This is a genomic window from Rhizobium brockwellii, from assembly GCF_000769405.2.
GTDB classification, from domain to species: Bacteria; Pseudomonadota; Alphaproteobacteria; order Rhizobiales; family Rhizobiaceae; genus Rhizobium; species Rhizobium brockwellii.
In genome coordinates this window covers 4,708,993-4,730,095 of record NZ_CP053439.1, presented here as the reverse complement: position 1 = coordinate 4,730,095, position 21,103 = coordinate 4,708,993, and the positions used below count along the sequence as shown (strand labels likewise).

Below are 21,103 nucleotides of genomic sequence, written 5' to 3'. Positions count from 1 at the left end.
GCCGGAAGTAAGGTCCCGGGCTTGTTGCATTTTAACCATGTCAGCGGGTTGCAAGGTGCTCCCAAGAAGTAACGATTGACTCTTTCCGGCCCTCTCCATTAACACTTTGTTAATAAATAAGGGGCGATGCAAGGAAGAGCGGGCGTGCGGATCAAGGGTATCTTTGTGGCCATGATGGCCATGTTTGCGATGGCAACGGCCGCCATACCGGCCCCCAGCAGAAATGCTTCCATGGTAACGGGCAATGCCACCTCACAGCCGATCGGCCACTACGATTTCTGTCATATCCACCGCAGTGAATGCGGTGCAAACCGCAATTCAGGCCCGGTCGCCATGACCGCCGCAAGCTGGTCGCTCGTGCGTTCGGTCAACGCCACCGTCAATCGCACGATCACACCGATGACCGACAAGGAAATCTACGGCAAGGATGAGGTCTGGGCCTATCCGACCACCGCCGGCGACTGCGAGGATTTCGCGCTGCTGAAGCGCCGCATGCTGATCCAGCGCGGCTTTTCGGCCGCCGATCTGCTGATGACCGTCGTGCGCAAGCCGGATGGCGAAGGCCATGCGGTTCTGACGCTGCGCACCGCCGAGGGCGATTTCGTGCTCGACAACCTCGCCGCCGACGTCAAGCCGTGGTTTGCGACGCCCTATTCCTTCGTTAAGCGCCAGTCGAGCTACAATGCCGGCCGCTGGGTCACCATCGAGAACGGCCGCGACGTCCTGGTGGGTGCTCTGCGGTAAGGGTTCCAATAGAGAATGTGGAAAAGGCCGGCGATTTGCCGGCCTTTTGTTTTGGTCTGAGATGCCGCACCGTCTCCCGGCCCTTCGCTTTGGCTCAGGGCGTTCGTCGCTGCAATCGATTCACCGGATCGATTGCTCGGGCTGCGCCCGACCGCTCCTCACCCATTCCCGATCAGGATACCGGCGCCGAGCACCAGGCCGCCACCGAGCACCACCTGGAAGGCGGCGCGCAGGAAGGGGGTTTCCATGTAACGGTTCTGGATGAAGGCGATTGCCCAGAGTTCGAAGAAGACGACGACGGCGGCGGTGATCGTTGCTGTCCAGAAATGCGGGATCAGATAAGGCAGTGCGTGGCCGAGGCCGCCGAGCGCCGTCATGATGCCGCAGGCGAGGCCGCGCTTGATCGGCGAGCCTCTGCCGGAGATCTTGCCGTCGTCATGGGCGGCTTCGGTGAAGCCCATCGAAATGCCGGCACCGACTGAGGCTGAAAGGCCGACGAGGAAGGTCTGCCAGGTATCCTGCGTGGCGAAGGCGGCGGCGAAGATCGGCGCCAGCGTCGAGACCGAGCCGTCCATCAGCCCGGCAAGACCCGGCTGCACATAGGTCAGCACGAATTGCCGATGCACCGTCGCGTCTTCGTCGTGCTTGACGTCTTCTGGCGTATGTTTGTCGCCCAGCATGCGGGCGATATCCTCATGTCCCTGTTCGGCGAGGGCGAGATCGCCGAGAAGCTGGCGCGTCGAGGCGTCCGAGGTCCGCTTTACCGCCTCGACATAGAAACGATAGGCCTGCTCCTCCATCGCCTCGGTTTCCCGGCGCATCGCATCCAGCGAAAGGTTTGCCCTCAGCCAGTCCGGCTTGCGCTCGTAGAAGCCCTCCACGTGCTCGCGCCGGATCAACGGAATGCGCTCACCGAAACGCTGACGATGGATCTCGATCAAAGACTTGCGATGCGTATCTTCGACCTCGGCCATATCCTCGAAGATCTTGGCCGAGGCCGGAAATTCGCGGCGCAGCCTGTCAGCATAGGCAAGATAGATGCGGGCATCGTCTTCCTCGGAGGCGATCCCAAGGGCAAGGATCTCCTGCTCGGACAGCGAGTCGAAAGATCGTTTCGAGGATCTGAAAAACCGCGCCAGCATGATCTTCTCCATTTTTTAGAATTATTCTAAATCTAAAGAACGCGGCGATTACGGTCAAGTGCGTGAGGCAATTCAAAGTGCTACAGCGCTGACAGATTGCCGCAAGCGGCACGGACGACTTTGGCGCGCTGCCATAAATACCTATATGAGAGGGCGCCGCACCACGCGGCGCCGGGGTTTTGGAATGGACAATGAGATTCAGGGCCGCCCTGCCCATATCGCGGCGATCCGCGAAAGGGCGGAGGCCGAGATGCGAGAGATGGGCGTCGACGCGGCCTTCATCGACAGGCTGGTCGAGACCTTCTACGGGCGCGTGCTAACGCATCCCGATCTCGGCCCGGTGTTCGACGCCAAGCTGTCCGGCCGCTGGCCGGAGCATATGGCGAAGATGAAGAGCTTCTGGTCGGCCGTCGCCTTCCGCAGCGGCGCCTATGGCGGCAAGCCGGTGCAGGCGCATACCAGTGTCCAGAATCTGACGACTGATCTCTTTCCGAAGTGGCTGTCGCTGTTTGCCGCAACGCTCGACGACATCGCCCCGTCGCCGGAGGCCAAGGCCTGGTTCATGGCGACGGCGGAACGGATCGCCAAGAGCCTGGTGCTGTCGCTGTTCTACAATCCGGCGCTCGACGATCCCGCACGCAAACCCGCCTGATCTATCTTATAGAGGCGGCGTTCTTCGAAAACGCTGACACTTTTCTAGAACAGGATGATTTTAGGCCGGGTCGGCCTAAAATCTGAATCCTGTTCTACATTTATATAGTTAGAGCATGATGTCGTCCGAAAACCGCGCACACTTTTCGGCATCATGCTCTAGGTCTTCGCCGCCGAGGCGGTGGCGCCGGCGCTGGCCGCCACCACGAGCGCCGTACCCAGCATCTGCAGCGCGGTCATCGGCTGGGCCAGGATCAGAAAGCCGGCGAGCGCGCCGAGCGCCGGTTCGAGGCTCATCAGGATGCCGAATGATGCCGACGGCATGCGCCGCAGCGCCACCATCTCCAGCGCATAGGGCAAGAGCGGCACAAGAATGGCAAGGCCGAGAACCTCGACCAGTCCCTTCAGCGTGAAAGCGCCCCCTGTCTCGGCAAGACCGAAAGGAGTTGCGACGAGGCCGGCAACGAGCAGTGACATCGAGAGACCTTCCAGCCCCTTGAAGGCGGCGCCGACCTTCTTCGTCAGCAGAATATAGACCGCCCATCCCACAGCCGAGCCGAGGGCGAAGAGGACGCCTGAGGGATTGCCGACCCAGCCTTCGCCATCATGGGCGAGGAAGAGAATGCCGGCCGCAGCGATCAACGGCCAGGTGAGCCGCCAGGTCAGGCCATAGCCGAAGACGGCAACCGAGAGCGGCCCAAGAAAATCGATGGCGATCGCCAGACCGAGCGGCAGCCGCTGGATCGCCGCGAAGAAGCAGAGCGTCATGGCAGCCGTCGTCGTGCCGAGCAGCAATGTCGCCCGCCATTGGGCGCCGCTATAACGCAGCACCGAAGGCCTGACGACGACGGCAAGGATGATCGCCGCGAAAGCAAGCCGCAGCCAGGTGGCGCCGGCAACGCCATAGGTCGCAATGGCTGACGAAGACAGTGCCGCGCCGAACTGGATCGACGACATCGACATCAGGCACATGGCGACACCGGCCGCCAAACCGCCAGAAGTCGGCGATACGCCCGGCTGCGCAATCAAGGCTGCGCCATCCGTCCCGGTCTCGATATTCTTGATGTCCATGTGGCCCCCGATCCTGGCGCGGTTTTAGGCCGAAGACGGGGGAGAGCCAAATTCAAACTTTTCATGCCGGGATCAAGAGCGCTGATGCTGAGGCGTCAAAGATCGGCCAGCAAGGATGACCTCTTCGGCGTCTTCGAAGCTCATGTCGAAGATCTTCCTGCCGATATCGAAGCTGAAGCCATTGCGGGCGAAAGCCGACAGCTCTTTGGCCTTTCGCTTTTCGTCGAGCTCGACCCGGCGGAAGGGGCCGAAGGCGCGCTTGCGGGCGAAGATCGCTGCGGCATAGAGATCGTCAGCCTCCTCAAGTGCCGCCTCGACCTTGTCGCTGGAGACGCCCTTGGCGGCAAGCTTCTGGGCGATCGCGCGCTTCGATTTACCGCCGCGCACGGCCGAACGCGTGCTGATCTCCGCATAGGCGCTGTCGTCGAGCACCTTGTTGTCATAGGCAAATTTGACCGCGAAATCGGCAACGGCCTTCAGTTGTGCCGCGCTGATATCCTCGAATTTCTCCTTCGCCTTGCGGGTGATGGCGTCAAAGAGTTGCTTTTCCGTCATCATCCGCCGCTCCAGGCGATAGATAGCGGAATTGCGCGCCCAGCTCAGCATGCGTGATGTCGGGATATCGGATGGAACGGTCTCGTCGGTCATCGGCGGCGATCAGGCTTCCAGACCCTTGAGGACGTTGGCGACGTTAAGGCCGATCTCCGGCACGCCGTACCCGCCCTCCATGCAGGCGAGCACCGGCAAGCCGGCGGAAGCGATCATCGCGCCCATGCGGGTGAAATCGTCGGAGGTGAGGCCGAAGAAGGAGATCGGGTCGCGCTCGAAAGTGTCGACGCCGAGCGCCACGACGATCGCCTCGGCGCCGAAGGCCTTGATGCGGGTGAGCGCATCGGCAAGGGCCGAAGACCAGACATTCCAAGGCGTGCCAGGCTGCATCGGATAGTTGCGGTTGGCACCTACGCCCTCCCCCTCGCCTTCCTCGTCGGCATGGCCGAGGAAATAGGGAAAGGCGTGCATGGGATCGCCATGCAGCGAGGCGGTGAAGACATCGCCTCTGTGATAGAAGAGATCCTGCGTGCCGTTGCCATGGTGGAAATCGACATCCAGGACCGCGACTTTCCCCGCACCATGATCTAGCAGCCGCTGCGCGGCGACGCCCGAATTGTTGATGAAGCAATAGCCGCCGAAGAGATCGATGCCGGCATGGTGGCCGGGCGGGCGGCAGAGCGCGAAGGCGAAGCGATTGCCGGCATTCAGCCAGTCGGCGCCTGTGATCGCGCAGCGCATGGAGGCGATCGCCGCCTCGTAGGAGCCCTTGGTGATAGAGGTATCGGCAGCATTGGCGTAGTGGCCGATCGCGCCGACGATATTGTCGGGCACACGCTGGCTGGTGCGGCGAACGGCGAAGGAATTGGCGATCGCCTCGCCGGTGAAACCGGCCGCTACCCAACGGTCCCAGACGCTGGCAAGAAAATCCAGATAGGCGGGATCATGGACTTTTCGAGCCGTTTCCAACCCGTGCGCATCGGGCGCCACCACGTCGGTAAAGCCCGCCTCCTTGACCGCCGCCAGGATCCATTCGGCGCGAAACGGCGCCTCGAAGGGCGTCACCAACTGGCCGGCGTGCAGCTCCGTCCTGGCATCGCGCAGCTTGTGGTCTTCGGAATAGATGACACGCATTTCAGATCCTGCCCTTGATTGACAATGGAGATTTACACGGCTCGGCCGCGACAAAAAAGTGGCGCGCCGTCTTGAACGTCCAGGCGGATGACGCCACCTTCGCCGGTGTTTTGAGAACGAGGAAATTTTCCGCATGAAAGTGCTGATGGTCGATGTCGACGGCGTGCTCATTCATGGTCGTCCCGCCGACGGCCTGCCTCTCTTCACCTACCTCGAGCGCGACCTCGGCCTGCGTGTCGACCTGCTTCAGCGGGAATTCTTCCAGACCCACTGGGGCGATATCATCATCGGCCGCGAGGCGCTGGAGCCGAGGCTCGCCGACGTTCTCGCAAAGATCGCGCCCCATCTCAGCGCCGAAACACTGATCGACTACTGGTTCGAAAACGATTCCCGCCTCGACCACAATCTGCTCGAAGAGCTCGCCGCTCTCAGGCAAAGCGGCATCACTCTCTTGCTGGCGACCAACCAGGAGCATAGGCGGGCGCGCTACCTGATGGAGCAGATCGGCCTTAACGCACATTTCGACGACATCATCTATTCCGCCGCACTCGGACACAGAAAGCCTTCCCCCGACTTCTTCCGGCTGGCGACCGAGCGCGCCGGCGTGCTGCCCGGCGAAATCGCCTTCATCGACGATATGGCCGAAAATATCGAAGCGGCGCGGCAGTTCGGCTGGAATGCCGCGCAATGGACGGCGGGCACGAAGCTCATCGGCGCGCTTCCTGTCTTCGCCAGGCCGGCTTGAGCGGGGCCGGCGCAATCAGGCGAGCCGCTTGTAGAACAGCGTGGTGGCGCAGAAGCCGCCTTGCGGCCACAGGGCATAATCCGGAATGACGCCGACGCGCTGCCAGCCCAGGCGCGGATAGATCGCCTCGGCATCGCTGCCGGTTGCCGTGTCGAGCACGAGCAGGGTCTTGCCGCGGCTTGCCGCCTCACGTTCGGCGGCATCCATCAGCAGCCGGGCGAGCCCCTTGCCGCGGGCGGAGCGATGCACCAGCAGCTTCTTCAGATCGCCGCGATGCGGCTGGTTCGGCATCTGCGCGGCCCCCACCTGCACCGTGCCGACGATCCTGCCGTCGAGTTCGGCGACCAGCAGCAGATTGGCGCCGGTGGCGACCGCATCGGCGACATCGCGCCAGTAGGGCTCGGCATCTTCAGGCCCATAGGGCTGCATGAAGCCGACGGAGGCGCCGCCCGCGACGCAATCGACAAGCACCTCCGAAAGGGCCGGAATGGCGGCGCGAGCCTCCTCGGCGGAAAGGGTACGAATGGCAGGCATGCTGTTCTCCTGAAATGAAAGCTGTTATCAGCCGCCGCGATCGAGCACGACGCAATAGCGTGCCGGTGCATTGCCGGGATTGTGGAAGACGTGACCCTCTCCAACAGGCATGAAGAGGCAATCGCCGGGGCGCAGCCGGTGGACCGTCTCACCCGCCGTCATCTCCAGCTCGCCGTCGAACAGCCAGATGTGCTGTGTCATCCCATGGGATGCCGCATGCGGGGGGAAGCTGACGCGGGCGCCAGAGGGAAATTCGACCTCGACGATATCGATATCGGATGCCGTGCCCGGCGGTGAAACAGACCGTCTGAGATAACCGGTCTCCGGATCGCGCCAGACCTGCTGATCCTGCCGGCGGGCGAGCGGCGAAGCCTGTCCCTCGTCCGCGAAGAAGGCCGAGAGCGACAGGCCGAGGGCTGCGCAGATCCTTGCCAGCAGCGAGGCGGTCGGGCTCGCCTCCGCCCGCTCGATGCGCGAGATCATCGCTCGGCTGACGCCGGAAGCCGCGGCAAGATCATCCAATGTCAGACCCTTTTCCAGCCGCAGCTTGCGGACGCGGATGCCGATTGCCTGTTCGAGTTCCGGTTCCATTTCCCGTCCAATTTTCCAATCCAATGATTCTACTATAGGAGAAATACATTATCTGATGATGGAATCAAGTACCTACGAAAAGCGGCCAAACGCGCCTTGCTTTCGCCGCTGCGCCGTCCATATATGGCGGCGTAATCCGAGGAGAGAGTGATGGACGCCAGCACGCAGAGCACGGAACTGACGGGAAGCTTCACGGCTGCCGCCTGGGAAAGGATCGCGCCGATCATGGCTGAAATCGAGGCTTTGCCGCTGCTGCAACGGCTTTCGGACGGCACCTTGCCGCCCGAGGTTTTCCAACATTACATCCTGCAGGATGCGCTTTATCTGAAGCATTATGCGCGATGCCTGGCGATCGTCGCGGCCAAGGCACCCGACAATGCGCAGGTCCTGCGCTTCCTCGGTTCGGCGCAGAAGGCGATCACCGTCGAGCAGGGCCTGCATGCCGGCTTCCTCACACAGTTCGGCATCAGTTCCGCCGATGTTACGTCAGCCGAGCCCTCGCCTGCCGGCTTTGCCTATACGAACTTCCTGCTTGCCACCGCCTATCACAGCTCCTACGCGGTGGCGCTGTCCTCCATCCTTCCCTGCTTCTGGATCTACTGGCATGTCGGCGAAGCGATCAAGAACCGGCCTGTTATCGAAGGCAATGCCTTCCAGGCCTGGATCAACACCTATGGCGATCCCCAATTTGCCGCCGGCGCCCGCGAAGTGATCGCGCTGACCGACATCGCCGCCCGCGCCGCATCGCCAGTGGAGCGGGCGCAGATGACCGATGTCTTCGTGCGCGCCTCGCAATATGAATGGATGTTCTGGGATTCGGCCTGGCGGCTGGAGACGTGGCCGGTCTGATAGGCGCCCGGCACAGGACGAAATAGCGTAAACAGCAGGATAATTACCGCTTTGCGGCAGGGGGCGGCGCTGCTATATGGCGCGCATGAGCACCAATTCCACCACTCCGCTGTCCCACATCCGCAACTTTTCGATCGTGGCCCATATCGACCATGGCAAATCGACGCTGGCCGACCGCCTGATCCAGACGACGGGCGGCCTTGCCGAGCGCGAAATGTCCGAGCAGGTGCTCGACAATATGGATATCGAGCGCGAGCGCGGCATCACCATCAAGGCGCAGACCGTGCGCCTGCATTACCAGGCGAACAACGGCGAGAAATACATTCTCAACCTGATCGACACGCCCGGCCACGTCGACTTCGCCTATGAAGTCTCGCGGTCGCTGTCGGCCTGCGAGGGCTCGCTGCTTGTCGTCGACGCCAGCCAGGGCGTCGAGGCGCAGACGCTCGCCAACGTCTACCAGGCGATCGACAACAATCACGAGATCGTCACCGTCCTCAACAAGATCGACCTGCCGGCCGCCGAACCCGACCGCATCAAGGAACAGATCGAGGAAGTGATCGGCATCGACGCTTCGGAGGCGGTGCTGATTTCGGCAAAGACCGGCCTCGGCATTCCCGATGTGCTGGAAGCGATCGTCCACAGGCTGCCAGCGCCGAAGAGCCCGGGCGGCGATAAGGCGCCGCTGAAGGCGTTGCTCGTCGACAGCTGGTACGACGCCTATCTCGGCGTCATGGTTCTGGTCCGCGTCATCGACGGCGTGCTGACCAAGGGCCAGACGGTGCGGATGATGGGCACCGATGCGAAATACCAGGTGGAGCGCGTCGGCGTGCTGACGCCGAAGATGGTCAATATCGACCGCCTCGGCCCCGGCGAGATCGGCTTCATCACTGCCTCGATCAAGGAAGTGGCCGATACCCGCGTCGGCGACACGATCACCGAGGACAAGCGGCCGACGGCTCAGGCGCTGCCGGGCTTCAAGCCGGCGCAGCCGGTGGTGTTCTGCGGCCTCTTCCCGGTCGATGCCGCCGATTTCGAGGATCTGCGCGCCGCCATGGGCAAGCTTCGCCTCAACGACGCTTCCTTCTCCTTCGAAATGGAATCATCGGCGGCACTCGGCTTCGGTTTCCGCTGCGGCTTCCTCGGCCTGCTGCATCTCGAAATCATCCAGGAACGGCTGGAGCGCGAGTTCGACCTCGACCTGATCGCCACGGCACCCTCGGTCGTCTACAAGATGTTTATGACCGACGGCACGGAGCGCGAGCTGCACAATCCGGCCGACATGCCCGATGTCGTCAAGATCTCGGAAATCCACGAGCCGTGGATTCGCGCGACGATCCTGACGCCCGACGATTATCTCGGCGGCATCCTGAAGCTCTGCCAGGACCGGCGCGGCATCCAGATCGAACTCACCTATGTCGGCACGCGCGCGATGCTGACCTACGATCTGCCGCTCAACGAAGTCGTGTTCGATTTCTACGACCGGCTGAAGTCGATCTCGAAGGGCTATGCCTCCTTCGACTATACGCTGACCGACCACCGCGAGGGCAACCTCGTGAAGATGTCGATCCTCGTCAACGGCGAACCGGTCGACGCGCTGTCGATGATGGTGCACCGGACGGCTGCCGAAAAGCGCGGCCGCGACATGTGTGAGAAGCTCAAGGAGCTGATCCCGAAGCACATGTTCAAGATCCCGATCCAGGCGGCGATCGGCGGCAATGTCATTGCCCGCGAGACGATCTCGGCGCTGCGCAAGGACGTGACCGCCAAATGCTACGGCGGCGACGCCACCCGCAAGCGCAAGCTGCTTGACAAGCAGAAGGCCGGCAAGAAGCGCATGCGCCAGTTCGGCAAGGTGGAGATCCCCCAGGAAGCCTTCATCGCCGCGCTGAAGATGGGCGACGAATAACACCACCGCAGAGCTTCTTTTGACGGGGAGGACATAGGTCTCTCCCTTGCTTATTGACAAGTCTCGCTCTTTGTTCGCCGTCATCCTCGGCCTTGTGCCGAGGATCTGCTACATATCAAACGGCTGCAGATGCTCGGGACAGGCCCGAGCATGACGAAAGAGACGTGGTTAGGCTCCGTCAACAGTTATCTCCGAGGGGATTCTGCGATGAACGATGAAAGCCGAACGACTGGCAAACCGGGATCGGTGATGGGTGCAAACACTCATTCCAAGATCGAAAGGGGCTGCAAAGCTCCGACCTTCGATCAAAAAACAAGCGACGATGAAACGCTGCCTCGCGAAGAACGCGAAAGACTTTGGCGAATTGAAAACGCCGAGGCGATCGCGGAGCAAAATGAGTATGTCGCAAAGCATGGCTTGCCATTTGCGAAATACAGGCAGTTTTGACTCATCCCCTGCCCATATACTCCTTCACCAGCCCCTCATAGGCGTCCATCTCAGGCAGCGCCTCGTAGCTGTATACCGCACCTGTCTCGGCAAATGACAGTTTCTCGCTCGTCCATGTCTCGATGAAGGGCGTGAACCAGCTCGGGTCGTCGAGCATGGTCGCGCGCAGATTGACGAACCAGTCCATGCCTTCCGGCCGAGTGAACATCCAGCTCATGCAATGCGGGCAGAAATAATGCTTCGTGACGCCATGCAGACCGCCGATGACCGGCTCGCCTTGCGTCACCTCGAAGCCTTCGCTCGGGATGGCCGCACTCAGCGAATAGGCGCTTGATGTCATCTTCTGGCACCCCGTGCAATGGCAGGCCATGGTGAGCAGCGGCGGGGCGCTGATCTTCAATCGCACCCGGCCGCAACGGCAGCCGCCCTCCATTGGTAAATTCAGTTCGCTCATACTTCCCTCCCGTTTTGCCTTCTGATCTAGCGGAGCTTTCCTCGCTGTCGAGGTCAGTGCGGAGTGGGCGGCGTTGCCGGCGTTAGAGCATTTCCGTTTTCTCCGAATTACGGAAATGCTCTATCTCTTTGTTTTCACGCAATTCCGGACGCAAAACCGCTACGCACTTTTGCTGGAATTGCTCCTAGCGGATGCGGGCCGGATTGCCGACCACGGTTGCGCCGGCCGGCACATCCCTGGTCACCACCGAACCGGCCCCGACAATCGCACCGTCGCCGATGGTGATGCCGCCGAGGATGATAGCGCTGCCGCCGATCCAGACATCGCTGCCGATGGTGACAGGCCTGGCGATCTCGATGCCCGTGCTGCGAAGCGCCGGCTCCTTGTGATGCTCGGCGCAATAAATCTGCACGCCGGGGCCGAACATGCTGCGATCGCCGATCGTCACGCGGCCGGAATCGAGAATGGTGCAGCCGGCATTGAAATAGACGCGTTCGCCGAGAGTGATATTGATGCCGTAGGAGCAGTGAAACGGCGCCTCGATGAAGACATTGAGTGCTGCTTGCGCAAAGAGTGCCCTCAGGGCAGGTGCCATGGCGCCGCGCTCGTCCGGCGGCAGCGTATTGTGCGCGTGGACGGCTAAGCGCGCCTGCCGGCGCAAGAGATCGAGCTCGTCATCGAGGCAGCAATACCATTCGCCTGCCGCCATCTTTTCGCGTTCGCTGGCCGGCATCGCATCGCCCCTCACGCCGAGGCCTGCGACAGCAACTCGACCTCTTCCCTCTCGATCAGGCTGACCCAGGCACGCGCAATGGCAAGGCCTGCGGCATCGGCTGCTCCTCCATGTCTTGCCGCCAGTTCGGCATGGTTCTCCAGCCAGCCCGGCGCAATGCGCGCGATCGTATCGGGAAATTCGGCCTTCCATTGCGCGACGACCGCTGCATTGGCCTCGAAATGGAACTGGGTGCCATAGACGGCGCGGCCGATGCGGAAGGCCTGGTTCTCGGCAACGGGGCTCGAGGCGAGACGCACCGCGCCCTCAGGCAGGGAAAACGTGTCGGCATGCCATTCGAAGATGGTGAATTCGCCGCCAAGCGCCGACAGCAGCGGATCGGCCCGGCCCTCGGCGGTGACGCCGATCCCGTGCCAGCCGAATTCGCGGGCGATCCCTAAATGATTGTCGGCGCCATAGGCGCGGGCGAGGATCTGGCTGCCGAGGCAGATGCCGAGCACCGCCTTGCCGGCATCACCGAAGCGGCGTGCGAGCCGGACGAGCTCCGGCAGATAGGGGTGGGTTTCGTCATCCAGCGCGCTCTGCTCGCCGCCGAGAACGACCAGCGCGTCATGGCCGGAAATATCCTTCGGCAGGATACCGTCCTGCCACACCCGAAACCATTCGATCTCCGCGCCCGCCTCGTCGAGGGCTGCGGCAAGCGCGCCGAGGCCAGTATTCCGCATGTTTTCGATGACTGCGACGCGCATGGGCTCTTCCTGGTATGGCCGATCACGGGAAGAGACCATGGCGGAGGGCGGCGCGCAAGACGCCAGAACAGGATCGAGGCTTTAGGCCGGTTCGGCCCAAAATCTGAATCCTGTTCTTAATTAAACAGTTAGAGCATGATGTCGCCCGAAAACCGCTCACACTTTTCGGCATCATGCTCTAGCGAGGGCGATTGCGCGCACGCGCCACAGGGCCTAAATCTCAACAAACGAAAGGACATCGCCATGACCGAAAAAGCCCGCGTCACGATCCTCTACTGCACCCAGTGCAACTGGCTGCTGCGCGCCAGCTGGATGGCGCAGGAACTGTTGCATACCTTTTCCGACAGCCTCGGCGAAGTGGCGCTAATTCCTGCCACCGGCGGCAATTTCGAGATCCGCGTCAATGGCGATCTCATCTGGGAGCGCAAGCGCGACGGCGGCTTTCCCGGGCCGAAGGAGCTGAAACAGCGGGTCCGCGACATCGTCGAGCCCGGCCGCGATCTCGGCCACGTCGACCGCGCCTCGCTCGAAAGCTGATCACGACAGTCAGCGGTAGGGCGAGCGGCAGGTCTTGTAGATGCCCTCATAGGTGAGGAAACGATCCGTCCTCGGATTGTAGGAGCGGTACTCGTTGCTGCACCAGGCGGCATGGCTGTTCATGTCGCGCGCTTTCGGCTGCACCCTTTGCACCGGCGGCGGATCATAGGTCAGCTGCGGCGGCCCGGCAGCGCCCGGCCGGTAATAGGTTGGCCCCGCGCCGCGCGGACGATAGTTCGGCTGAACATAGGCTGGGCGATGCCATTGCTGCGGCCCGAAACCGAAGCAGCCACGAAAATCGCAGAGCGTCGATCCCGTATTGAGCGGCCCGACCCCCGGCTTGCCCAGCTTCAGCGAATCGGCCCCTGCGATGGCGGGTGCCAAAACGGCCAAGAGACCGGCGAACAGAAGCGTGCGGGCAGCGGGCATGATGCATTCCTTTCGATATTTCCTCTATATAGGGCGTGCCAACCGGAGCGCTATGCCCACCCTTCGGCGCTCCCTCGCATGTGATCGGCTGCTTTTTCGCCAACTGTCAGAAAAACTTCAAAAACCCAGTTGACAGTCAGGGGCCACCCCCTTACATCGCTCTCCGTCGCCCAGATGGCGGAATTGGTAGACGCGCCAGCTTCAGGTGCTGGTACCCGAAAGGGTGTGGAGGTTCGAGTCCTCTTCTGGGCACCATTCCATTCTTGATCGCTACCAAGATCAAGGAGTTAAGCCTTTTCAACCAAGTTGTGCATTGGTGCCTTGTAGCAAAGGCCGGCCACGATGCGCTTGAGGCTTGTTCACTCGATAGCTCCCAAGAACTCTCCGAAATCCTCGTCTTTAGACGCTTATTCCCGCCGCTCTTGATAGCTGGCCTGCATTGACTCCTCCACCCTCCAAGTGCGAACATAAAGAGAACATAACGGAGTCCTGCAATGATTCGATACGCCATATCCGCAGCTAGCAACACCGAGCCTCCCAAGGCCCGCCAGATGTCGGCCGCCACGCCGGCAATGGAAATGTCTCCTACCAAGCCGGTCATTGAAGTAGCCTCTGCCGATCCGTTGCATGCTGCCTACCCGCTGCTGCCCAGCGCCAATGCAGACGAGCTCGGCTCCGACACTCTCCCGAAAACCACCAAGCCAGCACGCCGTGCGGCAACAAAACGTAAGCCTAAGGTCGCCGAGGCAGACGACGCTCCACTCCAGCTTAATCTGGAGGCTTAGCCGCAACGATCCGGCCAATGTTGGCAGCGCCTGGGAACTCCCACCATAATCTATATAGCACTTCGGAATCCCGAAATTGGCTGCGGGATTGAAATCATTGAACGTTTCTCCGCGACGATAGTACGCGAACGGCGTCGAATTTCGGAATCCCGAAGCGGGGGAATTTCGGGATTCCGAAGTGGGATTTTTTCTTACTGCCGATGCGCCCGCCTTTGTCCGCAGCAATCGGCCGGCGGAATGGGATCCGGCGCCGACCTGTCCAGATCAGCCGCTGTCTGTGCTGTCGGCCGCTGGAGTCTACCACCACGGCACGGCATTGCCGCAGTCGGCGTGAGGCTGGCGCCTCAGCGCACCGGCTGATAATGGCCGCGCAGGGGAACCTTGTCGTCCATCGAGACGAAGCCGTCGCGTTCGCAGACATACATCAGCGTCGGCATGCCGCCGGAGCGGAAGATCTCGTCATAACGGCGGCGGATCTGCACGGTCTCGGTGCGGCAATTGTAGGATTCCTCCTCTTTCTTGTCCGGTTGCGCCTTGACGCCGGGAAGACCCTTATAGGGATAGAGGGGTTGAACGCCCGTATCGACGGATTTCGTCCAGTCGACGGCAAAGGCGGACGCCGGTGCGAGGCTCGACACGGCAACGAGCGATATCAGAAGCATCATCAACAGCCGCATGGGAACTCTCCTACCGGCAATAGGCCGCTCTTCCGATGTAGGAAAAGCGACGACCGTCATCAAGCCGCCGCAGCGGGAGACTTCCTGAAATAACTTCTGATCACGGGATGGCTGAAGAGGCCGGCGAGGATCGCAAAGCCCGCGCCGACGACGAAACCGGCGAGAAAACCGCCGATGACGCCGGCAACCAATAGAATCGTCTTTCCGGGACCGTCTCCCTTGACCGGCGGCTCGGCCGGCGAAATGACGCGAATGTTACTCTGGTTGAAGTTCTGCTCCTCGCTCGTCTGGCTGGAGCGTTTCAGCACCGTCTCGTAAATATCGCGGGCCGCCGTCGCCTTGCGCTGCAATTCGTTCAATTCCACCTGCTTGTCCGACGAACTCGCCTGCAACGCCTTCTGCACGGCAAGTTCCTTGGCGATGCTGTCCTCAGCGGACTTTGCCTGCTCGTATTCGCCCCTTGCCGAGGTGGCGAGACGCTGCAATTCGCCCTTGATTTCGCCGCCAATGCTCAGCAGCGAGGAACGGGCCGCCTGCAGGCGCGGATGACGCGTGCCCATCTGGCTTTCGAGGCTGCCGACGGCGGCGGCCTGAGTGGCATATTGCTGACGCAGGCTGACGAGCGGCGAGGTGACGCCGCCCTCCGCCTGGTTGCCGGCGACGATGTCCTCGACGCGGAGGTTGGCGACGGCATCGGCGCGCGCCTTTGCCTGGATGGTCTTTTCCTGTGCCGTCACCAGCATCGTATTCAGCGAAACGAGCCGCTGATCGGAAATCAGGTTGCCCTCGGTCGCGGCCATGTCGTTGTCGGCGCGGAAGGTTTCGACAGCCTGCTCGGCCTCCAGCACCTTCTGGCGCAGGTCGTTGAGGCGTCCGTCGAGCGTCGACGAGGTATTTTCGTAGATGCCGTTCGAAGCGCTGTTCTCCTCCTCGGTGAAGGAGGTGACCACCTGGTTGGCAAGCCTCGCGGATTTTTCGGGATCATTGGTCGTGGCGGCAAGCGAGACGACATAGGTGCTGGCCTCACGGGTGATGACCAGCGCCTTCTGCAGAGTGCCGATCACGGCAGCGCCATCCGTGCGGCCACCGGTGAATTCGGGATCCTGGTCGAGCTTCATGGCTTCGGCGACGCGCCGCAGCACATTGCCCGAGGTCAGGATCTGCACCTGGCTGTCGATCAGCGCCGAGATCATTTCCGGCGAGGGACCCGAAGATTGCGCGCCGGCATCGGCAAGGCCGATCTGGCGCGGGTCGAAATAAAGGCTGCTGATGGCGGTGAATTTCTGGGCGATGCGCGGCGCCACCGCCCCGCCGGCCAGGGCTCCGAGAAGCGCCAGGCCCAACACGATCAGCCGCCGGCTCCAGATCGCGGCGATACTCGAGCGGAGGTCGAGAAGCGGTGCGGCCGGCGCGGACTCTGCATTCGGCGGTGCGTCGACGACAGGTTGCTTTGGAAGCGGCGCCGGAGGTGCCGGACGCTCATATTGGCGGGTTTCCGCAATGCTTGCCGGCGGCACGAAGGGGGGCGGGGCGGGTTCGACCGATGGCCGGACGAAATCATCCGGGCGGACGACGGGACTGCGCACGCGCACGCCTTCCGGTGCAGTCTGAGATGGCTCAAAACTGCGCCAGCCAGGGAGCCGGCTTACCCTGTTCCTGTCATACTGGTTCATACGCGCACTCGTGTCCCGCCCAGCGTGAAAGACTGAAGCCGAGGTGCCGATACTTTAGAAATTCTTAGCTAACGGACCGTTAAAATAACTTTAGCGACGCCGAGGTTGCGATTGCCGCGATAACGAGGATGCCATGAGGACGACACAACATCTGACAGCGCTGCTGTTTGCGGCCGCTCTGATCCCGTCGCCGGCCCTTGCGGCTGAGGCCCCCTGCTACCGCGGCGTCAATCTGTCCGGCGGCGAATATGGCGAGCGTGGCGGCATCTACGGTACCAACTACACCTATCCGAGCGAAGACACGATCAGCTATTTCGCCGAAAAAGGTATGACGATCATCCGGCTGCCCTTCCGCTGGGAACGGCTGCAGCCCGCGCTTGGCGGGCGGCTCGACGAGGATGAGCTCAAGCGGATCAAGGATACGATCGGCCTGATCCGCAAGCACGGCATGGCGGTTCTGCTCGACCCGCATAATTTCGGCTATTACGACAAGACCCAAGTCGGCACGGCGCCGGCGACGGATGCCGCCTTCGGGGATTTCTGGGCAAGACTCGCTGTCGAATTCGCCAATCAGGACGGCGTTCTCTTCGGCCTGATGAACGAACCGCACGACATCAAGGCGACGGACTGGCTGGATGCCGCCAATGCGGCGATCCGCAGCATCCGCGCCGTCGGCGCGCGCAACCTCATCCTGGTGCCGGGCACGGCATGGAGCGGCGCTGGCAGTTGGGAAAAGGATGTGATCGGCGGCGCCAACGGCACGGTGATGCTCGGCGTGCGGGACCCGCTCAACTTCTACGCCTATGAGGTCCACCAGTATCTCGACGCCGATTCCTCCGGGACCCATCCGACCTGCGAAGGTGCAGGCGCCGCAGTCGCGGCGATCAACGGCGTTACCGCCTGGCTGAAGCAGAACCACAAGCGCGGCTTTCTCGGCGAATTCGGCGCCTCCACCGACAAGGACTGCATGAGCGGGTTGACCCAAATCTACGCTACCATGTCCGGCAATAGCGACGTGTGGCTCGGCTGGTCCTACTGGGCGGCCGGCGAATGGTGGCCGGCGGACGAGCCCTTCAACGTCCAGCCGCGCAAGGAGCCTGAGCGGCCGCAGATGCGGCTTCTTGCCGAGGCGGCAAAAGCCGATGCCGGCACTTGCTCCGCCGTCAAGCCTGCGGGGAAATGAGCATGGCAGTCGTCGATCAGAGGACAGCGACATTCACTGTAGCCGGCACTGTCGCCGGCAACCGGCTCGATGCTGCCCGCGGGGCATCACGCACCGATCATACAGTGCTCTGGCTCGGCCTGCTCTCCGTGCTCTATAACGGCATTCTGGCCTTCATCAACCACAACATCGTGCCGCTTTCGATGACGCATGTCGCCGCCAGCGAAGGGCTGATCATGGCGAGCGCCATCATCTACATCCTGCACAAGGGGATCTACGAGACCGACCTGCCGGCCTTTCTGTTCCTGCTGTTCACGCTCATCGTGACCATCTATGTCAGCGTGCTCAACCGCATGCTGTTCATCGATCATTTCCGCAACGTGCTGATCATCTTCTGCTTTACCGGGCTCGGCGGCTGGAGCAACGAGAAAACGATGAAACTCGCCTTTCGCTGGGCAAGTCTTGCCGTGATGATCTTCCTGATCTTCGAGATCATCAGCGTGCCGTTCTATGTCAGCATCGTCCACCCGTCCGACTATTTCGCCAATACGCGTGGGCTGCTGCCACTGAGCTACAACACGACGGGCCTCTTTCAGAACGCGCTCGGCTTTCCCGAGCGCTTCTCCTTCGGCATCATCGACCACCGTTCCTCCTCGATCTTCCTCGAACAGGTATCGCTGGCCAATTTCTGCGGCGTGATCGCGGTCTACCTGATTTCGATGTGGGAGAGGCTTGGCCGCTGGGACCGGTTGCTGATGATCGGCACGGCCGTGCTGATCCTGGTGACGAACGACACGCGCACGATGCTGATCTTCTGCTTTGCCTGCATCGTCGGCTATTTCGTCTTTCCGAAGATCCCGAAGAATTTCAATCTGGCGCTGATGCCTCTGATCGTCGCCGCCGGCTTCCTCGTCTACGTGATGAAACCCAATGCGACGGGCGACAATTTCACCGGCCGCATCAATCTGACGATGAAGAAGATCATGGAGCTCGATCCGCTTGCCATCCTCGGGCTTTCGGTCGACCGGGTCGCCGAATTCGCCGACAGCGGCTATGTCTACCTGATCTACGCGGCGACGATCTTCGGCGTCATCGCCTTATGGCTGTTCGTCTGCCTCTTTCCCGCCGGGCGCACGGCGGCGCAGCGGCGCTGCGCCCATTCACTTTCTCTTTTCATTTTTCTGAATATGATGATCGGGGGAACCGCGGTCTTCTCGATGAAGATCGCCGGTCTCCTCTGGTTCGTCGTCGGATATATGCGTTTCCACGACAGCCCGCGCATCCGGCAGGGTCGTCCGGCAGATGTATTGAGTTGACCGCAGCGGCGCCTGTCCGCGCGAGCCCGAGGGAGCACACGCTCGATGCTTGTCCAGCTTCAATATCTGCGCGCCATCGCGGCGCTGATGGTCGTCTATTTCCACGCGGTATTGCAGCTTGCCAAGGTCAATCCCGCGGTCGACGCCACCGCCTTCGTCTATGGCGAAACCGGCGTCGACATCTTCTTCGTCCTGAGCGGCTTCGTGATGTGGCTGACGACGAGCGGACGAGCGATGAGCCCGGTCGATTTCGCCCGGCGGCGCATCAAAAGGATCGTGCCGCTCTACTGGCTGGCGACGCTGTTTTCGGCGACTGTGGCGCTGGTCGCCCCGTCATTGCTGAAATCGACGGTGTTCGACCTGCCGCATCTCATCGCCTCGCTGTTCTTCCTGCCATGGGCCAATCCCGCCGATCCCAGCACGATCACACCGGTGGTCGTTCCCGGCTGGACACTGAATTACGAAATGTTCTTCTACTTCGTCTTTGCGCTTCTGCTGCCGCTACAGGAAGCTCGCCGCATCCCGGCGATGTTTGCCGTCTTTGCCGTCATCCTGATCGCCTGTCGGCTGCTGCCGGAAACGACGGCGACCCGGTTCTACCGCGAACCGATCATGCTGGAGTTTCTCGCCGGTGTCGTGCTCGGCTGGCTCTACGGACAGAAGGTGCTTCTGCCGAACCGCTGGGCTTGGGCGGCTCTTGCCATGGGCTTTGCGTTTCTGTTCATCAACGAGGCGCTGATGCCGCCGGAAAGCCGGTTCTACGCCTGGGGAATCCCGGCGATCTTCATCGTCTACGGCGCGATCTCCATCGATTTTTCCAGGCTGCCGGTTGTGAGATGGCTAAACTATCTCGGCGACTGCTCCTACAGCATCTATATCACCCATGCCTTCACGCTGGCTTTTCTCAGGGTCGCCGCCGATCGGCTGCCGATCGGCATCCTGCAGCAACCGGTGCTCTTCGTGATCCTCTCGCTGGTGCTCTCGTCGATCGGCGGTGCCATTATCCATGAGATCACCACGCCGCGCCGGAAAGCGGCCGTGGCGAGCCGCCCGTCGACCTAAAGCGCGTCGAAGGGCGAGAATACGCATCCAAGCGGCGCTGACGGTACAGTTTTTCGCGCAACTTCTCCTAAGCTTCAGACTGGGCGATGAGAGAGCTTGCAGAAACGTGATGGTTTCTCTTGCAATTTGTCGCATGAATGAAAGTGCGCTGGCCTATTCGCGGCCCGGGCTTTGTTTTAAGCACGGCGGCGGCCTTGGAGAGGGAAGAGGGTAAGACATGACAAGTTACGTATTGACGGTATCCTGCAAATCGACGCGCGGCATCGTCGCGGCGATTTCGAGCTATCTGGCCGACAAGGGCTGCAACATCGTCGATAGTTCCCAGTTCGACGATCTCGATACCGGCAAGTTCTTCACGCGAGTGAGCTTCATCTCCGAGGAAGGCGTGCCCCTTGCCGAACTCAAGGAAGGCTTCGAGCCGATCTCCAAGCGGTTCGCCATGGATGCCGAGATCCATGACGGCAACGCCCGCATGAAGGTGCTGTTGATGGTGTCGCGCTTCGGCCATTGCCTCAACGACCTGCTTTACCGCTGGAAGATCGGCGCGCTGCCGATCGATATCGTCGGCGTCGTCTCCAACCATTTCGATTACCAGAAGGTCGTGGTCAACCACGACATTCCCTTCCACCACATCAAGGTGACGAAGGAAAACAAGCTGCAGGCCGAAGGCCAGATCATGGATATCGTCGAACAGACAGGCACGGAGCTGATCGTACTGGCCCGCTACATGCAGGTGCTTTCGGATGCGATGTGCCAGAAAATGTCCGGGAAGATCATCAATATCCACCATTCCTTCCTGCCGAGCTTCAAGGGCGCCAACCCTTACAAACAAGCCTATCAACGCGGCGTGAAGCTGATCGGCGCGACGGCGCATTACGTCACCGCCGATCTCGATGAAGGCCCGATCATCGAGCAGGACACGGCGCGCATCACCCATGCGCAGTCGCCCGACGACTATGTCTCGATCGGCCGCGACGTCGAAAGCCAGGTGCTGGCGCGTGCCATCCACGCCCATATCCATCACCGCACCTTCCTGAACGGCAACCGCACCGTGGTCTTTCCGGCAAGCCCCGGCGGTTACGCCTCCGAACGCATGGGTTGAGCGCCGCCTAGACCCTGCATCTCTTTTGCCGGCGAATGACAATCTCCCGTTGCCTGCC

Annotated in this window: 24 protein-coding genes and 1 tRNA gene; 13 read left to right on the top strand and 12 right to left on the bottom strand. The window is 61.6% G+C overall.

The genetic code is table 11. From position 1 onward, the window contains the following. Positions 1-144 precede the first annotated feature (144 nt). Complete coding sequence (locus RLCC275e_RS23050) at positions 145-744, top strand: transglutaminase-like cysteine peptidase (RefSeq protein WP_033181167.1); 600 nt, start codon at positions 145-147, stop codon at positions 742-744. Between the two features lie 158 nt (positions 745-902). Here RLCC275e_RS23050 and mbfA read toward each other — a convergent pair whose 3' ends face one another. Then, positions 903-1,886 carry an iron exporter MbfA gene (gene mbfA / locus RLCC275e_RS23045; RefSeq protein ID WP_033181166.1) on the bottom strand — a complete coding sequence of 328 codons (984 nt, stop codon included), beginning with the start codon at positions 1,884-1,886 and terminating at the stop codon, positions 903-905. A 184-nt stretch (positions 1,887-2,070) separates the two neighbouring features. On the opposite strand from mbfA, the gene RLCC275e_RS23040 reads away from it, so the two are divergent. Next, complete coding sequence (locus RLCC275e_RS23040; RefSeq protein WP_033181165.1) at positions 2,071-2,538, top strand: group III truncated hemoglobin; 468 nt, start codon at positions 2,071-2,073, stop codon at positions 2,536-2,538. A gap of 158 nt (positions 2,539-2,696) precedes the next feature. Here RLCC275e_RS23040 and RLCC275e_RS23035 read toward each other — a convergent pair whose 3' ends face one another. The 3 genes from RLCC275e_RS23035 to RLCC275e_RS23025 all read right to left on the bottom strand — a co-directional run bounded on the left by RLCC275e_RS23035 (position 2,697) and on the right by RLCC275e_RS23025 (position 5,291). Beyond that, complete coding sequence (locus RLCC275e_RS23035) at positions 2,697-3,608, bottom strand: EamA family transporter (RefSeq protein WP_130707917.1); 912 nt, start codon at positions 3,606-3,608, stop codon at positions 2,697-2,699. Between the two features lie 72 nt (positions 3,609-3,680). Further along, on the bottom strand, positions 3,681-4,256 hold the full coding sequence (gene recX / locus RLCC275e_RS23030) for a recombination regulator RecX (protein WP_033181164.1): 576 nt from the start codon (positions 4,254-4,256) through the stop codon (positions 3,681-3,683). 9 nt (positions 4,257-4,265) lie between these two features. Next, entirely contained in the window at positions 4,266-5,291 is a 1,026-nt protein-coding gene (locus RLCC275e_RS23025) for a histone deacetylase family protein (protein ID WP_033181163.1), read from the bottom strand. A 133-nt stretch (positions 5,292-5,424) separates the two neighbouring features. On the opposite strand from RLCC275e_RS23025, the gene RLCC275e_RS23020 reads away from it, so the two are divergent. After that, complete coding sequence (locus tag RLCC275e_RS23020) at positions 5,425-6,036, top strand: HAD-IA family hydrolase (RefSeq protein WP_033181162.1); 612 nt, start codon at positions 5,425-5,427, stop codon at positions 6,034-6,036. Between the two features lie 15 nt (positions 6,037-6,051). On the opposite strand, the gene RLCC275e_RS23015 is transcribed toward RLCC275e_RS23020, so the two are convergent. Then, on the bottom strand, positions 6,052-6,570 hold the full coding sequence (locus RLCC275e_RS23015) for a GNAT family N-acetyltransferase (protein WP_003555914.1): 519 nt from the start codon (positions 6,568-6,570) through the stop codon (positions 6,052-6,054). 27 nt (positions 6,571-6,597) lie between these two features. After that, on the bottom strand, positions 6,598-7,161 hold the full coding sequence (locus RLCC275e_RS23010; RefSeq protein ID WP_033181161.1) for a helix-turn-helix domain-containing protein: 564 nt from the start codon (positions 7,159-7,161) through the stop codon (positions 6,598-6,600). A 150-nt stretch (positions 7,162-7,311) separates the two neighbouring features. On the opposite strand from RLCC275e_RS23010, the gene tenA reads away from it, so the two are divergent. The 3 genes from tenA (at position 7,312) to RLCC275e_RS22995 (ending at position 10,366) form a co-directional block, all read left to right on the top strand. Next, positions 7,312-8,010: a thiaminase II gene (tenA, locus tag RLCC275e_RS23005; protein ID WP_003555912.1), complete on the top strand. Its 699-nt coding sequence runs from the start codon at positions 7,312-7,314 to the stop codon at positions 8,008-8,010. A gap of 76 nt (positions 8,011-8,086) precedes the next feature. Continuing rightward, a complete protein-coding gene (gene lepA, locus RLCC275e_RS23000; protein ID WP_003555911.1) occupies positions 8,087-9,919 on the top strand; it encodes a translation elongation factor 4 in 1,833 nt (610 codons plus the stop codon). Between the two features lie 207 nt (positions 9,920-10,126). Beyond that, entirely contained in the window at positions 10,127-10,366 is a 240-nt protein-coding gene (locus tag RLCC275e_RS22995; protein WP_245483510.1) for a type II toxin-antitoxin system CcdA family antitoxin, read from the top strand. A 1-nt stretch (position 10,367) separates the two neighbouring features. On the opposite strand, the gene RLCC275e_RS22990 is transcribed toward RLCC275e_RS22995, so the two are convergent. From RLCC275e_RS22990 to RLCC275e_RS22980, 3 genes are all read right to left on the bottom strand, one after another. After that, positions 10,368-10,820, bottom strand: a complete 453-nt coding sequence (locus RLCC275e_RS22990; RefSeq protein ID WP_003555909.1) for a GFA family protein — start codon at positions 10,818-10,820, stop codon at positions 10,368-10,370. Positions 10,821-11,004: 184 nt separating this feature from the next. Beyond that, on the bottom strand, positions 11,005-11,553 hold the full coding sequence (locus tag RLCC275e_RS22985) for a sugar O-acetyltransferase (protein ID WP_003555908.1): 549 nt from the start codon (positions 11,551-11,553) through the stop codon (positions 11,005-11,007). 11 nt (positions 11,554-11,564) lie between these two features. Beyond that, positions 11,565-12,341 (bottom strand): type 1 glutamine amidotransferase, encoded by a 777-nt coding sequence (locus RLCC275e_RS22980; protein ID WP_171816920.1) that lies wholly within the window; start codon positions 12,339-12,341, stop codon positions 11,565-11,567. A gap of 204 nt (positions 12,342-12,545) precedes the next feature. Between RLCC275e_RS22980 and RLCC275e_RS22975 the strand changes: the two genes are divergently transcribed. Beyond that, positions 12,546-12,839, top strand: a complete 294-nt coding sequence (locus tag RLCC275e_RS22975; RefSeq protein WP_003544579.1) for an Rdx family protein — start codon at positions 12,546-12,548, stop codon at positions 12,837-12,839. A gap of 9 nt (positions 12,840-12,848) precedes the next feature. Here the strand turns inward: RLCC275e_RS22975 and RLCC275e_RS22970 are convergent, their stop codons facing one another. Continuing rightward, positions 12,849-13,268, bottom strand: a complete 420-nt coding sequence (locus RLCC275e_RS22970) for a BA14K family protein (RefSeq protein ID WP_003555906.1) — start codon at positions 13,266-13,268, stop codon at positions 12,849-12,851. A 168-nt stretch (positions 13,269-13,436) separates the two neighbouring features. Between RLCC275e_RS22970 and RLCC275e_RS22965 the strand changes: the two genes are divergently transcribed. Both RLCC275e_RS22965 and RLCC275e_RS22960 read left to right on the top strand, forming a co-directional pair. Next, positions 13,437-13,523 (top strand) — tRNA-Leu (locus RLCC275e_RS22965). 239 nt (positions 13,524-13,762) lie between these two features. Beyond that, the gene (locus RLCC275e_RS22960) at positions 13,763-14,053 is read left to right on the top strand and encodes a hypothetical protein (RefSeq protein ID WP_003555904.1); all 291 of its coding nucleotides are present in this window, start codon (positions 13,763-13,765) and stop codon (positions 14,051-14,053) included. Positions 14,054-14,397: 344 nt separating this feature from the next. Here RLCC275e_RS22960 and RLCC275e_RS22955 read toward each other — a convergent pair whose 3' ends face one another. Together RLCC275e_RS22955 and RLCC275e_RS22950 are read right to left on the bottom strand one after the other, a co-directional pair. Further along, positions 14,398-14,730, bottom strand: coding sequence for a hypothetical protein (locus RLCC275e_RS22955; protein ID WP_003555903.1), 333 nt, complete (start codon positions 14,728-14,730; stop codon positions 14,398-14,400). A gap of 59 nt (positions 14,731-14,789) precedes the next feature. Then, a complete protein-coding gene (locus tag RLCC275e_RS22950) occupies positions 14,790-16,403 on the bottom strand; it encodes a GumC family protein (RefSeq protein WP_033181158.1) in 1,614 nt (537 codons plus the stop codon). Between the two features lie 133 nt (positions 16,404-16,536). Between RLCC275e_RS22950 and RLCC275e_RS22945 the strand changes: the two genes are divergently transcribed. The 4 genes from RLCC275e_RS22945 to purU all read left to right on the top strand — a co-directional run bounded on the left by RLCC275e_RS22945 (position 16,537) and on the right by purU (position 21,045). After that, positions 16,537-17,586: a glycoside hydrolase family 5 protein gene (locus RLCC275e_RS22945; protein WP_033181157.1), complete on the top strand. Its 1,050-nt coding sequence runs from the start codon at positions 16,537-16,539 to the stop codon at positions 17,584-17,586. Positions 17,587-17,588: 2 nt separating this feature from the next. After that, positions 17,589-18,881 (top strand): hypothetical protein, encoded by a 1,293-nt coding sequence (locus tag RLCC275e_RS22940; RefSeq protein ID WP_033181156.1) that lies wholly within the window; start codon positions 17,589-17,591, stop codon positions 18,879-18,881. A 45-nt stretch (positions 18,882-18,926) separates the two neighbouring features. Next, positions 18,927-19,943 (top strand): acyltransferase family protein, encoded by a 1,017-nt coding sequence (locus RLCC275e_RS22935; RefSeq protein ID WP_033181155.1) that lies wholly within the window; start codon positions 18,927-18,929, stop codon positions 19,941-19,943. 217 nt (positions 19,944-20,160) lie between these two features. Next, on the top strand, positions 20,161-21,045 hold the full coding sequence (gene purU / locus RLCC275e_RS22930) for a formyltetrahydrofolate deformylase (protein ID WP_003555898.1): 885 nt from the start codon (positions 20,161-20,163) through the stop codon (positions 21,043-21,045). Positions 21,046-21,103: the final 58 nt, after the last annotated feature.

What these genes read in the sequence shown, in the direction of transcription:
- mbfA (WP_033181166.1), bottom strand. Translation starts at nt 1,886, where the DNA reads ATGCTGGCGCGGTTTTTCAGATCCTCGAAACGATCTTTCGACTCGCTG.
- RLCC275e_RS23040 (WP_033181165.1), top strand. Translation starts at nt 2,071, where the DNA reads ATGGACAATGAGATTCAGGGCCGCCCTGCCCATATCGCGGCGATCCGC.
- RLCC275e_RS23035 (WP_130707917.1), bottom strand. Translation starts at nt 3,608, where the DNA reads ATGGACATCAAGAATATCGAGACCGGGACGGATGGCGCAGCCTTGATT.
- recX (WP_033181164.1), bottom strand. Translation starts at nt 4,256, where the DNA reads ATGACCGACGAGACCGTTCCATCCGATATCCCGACATCACGCATGCTG.
- RLCC275e_RS23025 (WP_033181163.1), bottom strand. Translation starts at nt 5,291, where the DNA reads ATGCGTGTCATCTATTCCGAAGACCACAAGCTGCGCGATGCCAGGACG.
- RLCC275e_RS23020 (WP_033181162.1), top strand. Translation starts at nt 5,425, where the DNA reads ATGAAAGTGCTGATGGTCGATGTCGACGGCGTGCTCATTCATGGTCGT.
- RLCC275e_RS23015 (WP_003555914.1), bottom strand. Translation starts at nt 6,570, where the DNA reads ATGCCTGCCATTCGTACCCTTTCCGCCGAGGAGGCTCGCGCCGCCATT.
- RLCC275e_RS23010 (WP_033181161.1), bottom strand. Translation starts at nt 7,161, where the DNA reads ATGGAACCGGAACTCGAACAGGCAATCGGCATCCGCGTCCGCAAGCTG.
- tenA (WP_003555912.1), top strand. Translation starts at nt 7,312, where the DNA reads ATGGACGCCAGCACGCAGAGCACGGAACTGACGGGAAGCTTCACGGCT.
- lepA (WP_003555911.1), top strand. Translation starts at nt 8,087, where the DNA reads ATGGCGCGCATGAGCACCAATTCCACCACTCCGCTGTCCCACATCCGC.
- RLCC275e_RS22995 (WP_245483510.1), top strand. Translation starts at nt 10,127, where the DNA reads ATGAACGATGAAAGCCGAACGACTGGCAAACCGGGATCGGTGATGGGT.
- RLCC275e_RS22990 (WP_003555909.1), bottom strand. Translation starts at nt 10,820, where the DNA reads ATGAGCGAACTGAATTTACCAATGGAGGGCGGCTGCCGTTGCGGCCGG.
- RLCC275e_RS22985 (WP_003555908.1), bottom strand. Translation starts at nt 11,553, where the DNA reads ATGCCGGCCAGCGAACGCGAAAAGATGGCGGCAGGCGAATGGTATTGC.
- RLCC275e_RS22980 (WP_171816920.1), bottom strand. Translation starts at nt 12,341, where the DNA reads ATGGTCTCTTCCCGTGATCGGCCATACCAGGAAGAGCCCATGCGCGTC.
- RLCC275e_RS22975 (WP_003544579.1), top strand. Translation starts at nt 12,546, where the DNA reads ATGACCGAAAAAGCCCGCGTCACGATCCTCTACTGCACCCAGTGCAAC.
- RLCC275e_RS22970 (WP_003555906.1), bottom strand. Translation starts at nt 13,268, where the DNA reads ATGCCCGCTGCCCGCACGCTTCTGTTCGCCGGTCTCTTGGCCGTTTTG.
- RLCC275e_RS22960 (WP_003555904.1), top strand. Translation starts at nt 13,763, where the DNA reads ATGATTCGATACGCCATATCCGCAGCTAGCAACACCGAGCCTCCCAAG.
- RLCC275e_RS22955 (WP_003555903.1), bottom strand. Translation starts at nt 14,730, where the DNA reads ATGCGGCTGTTGATGATGCTTCTGATATCGCTCGTTGCCGTGTCGAGC.
- RLCC275e_RS22950 (WP_033181158.1), bottom strand. Translation starts at nt 16,403, where the DNA reads ATGAACCAGTATGACAGGAACAGGGTAAGCCGGCTCCCTGGCTGGCGC.
- RLCC275e_RS22945 (WP_033181157.1), top strand. Translation starts at nt 16,537, where the DNA reads ATGAGGACGACACAACATCTGACAGCGCTGCTGTTTGCGGCCGCTCTG.
- RLCC275e_RS22940 (WP_033181156.1), top strand. Translation starts at nt 17,589, where the DNA reads ATGGCAGTCGTCGATCAGAGGACAGCGACATTCACTGTAGCCGGCACT.
- RLCC275e_RS22935 (WP_033181155.1), top strand. Translation starts at nt 18,927, where the DNA reads ATGCTTGTCCAGCTTCAATATCTGCGCGCCATCGCGGCGCTGATGGTC.
- purU (WP_003555898.1), top strand. Translation starts at nt 20,161, where the DNA reads ATGACAAGTTACGTATTGACGGTATCCTGCAAATCGACGCGCGGCATC.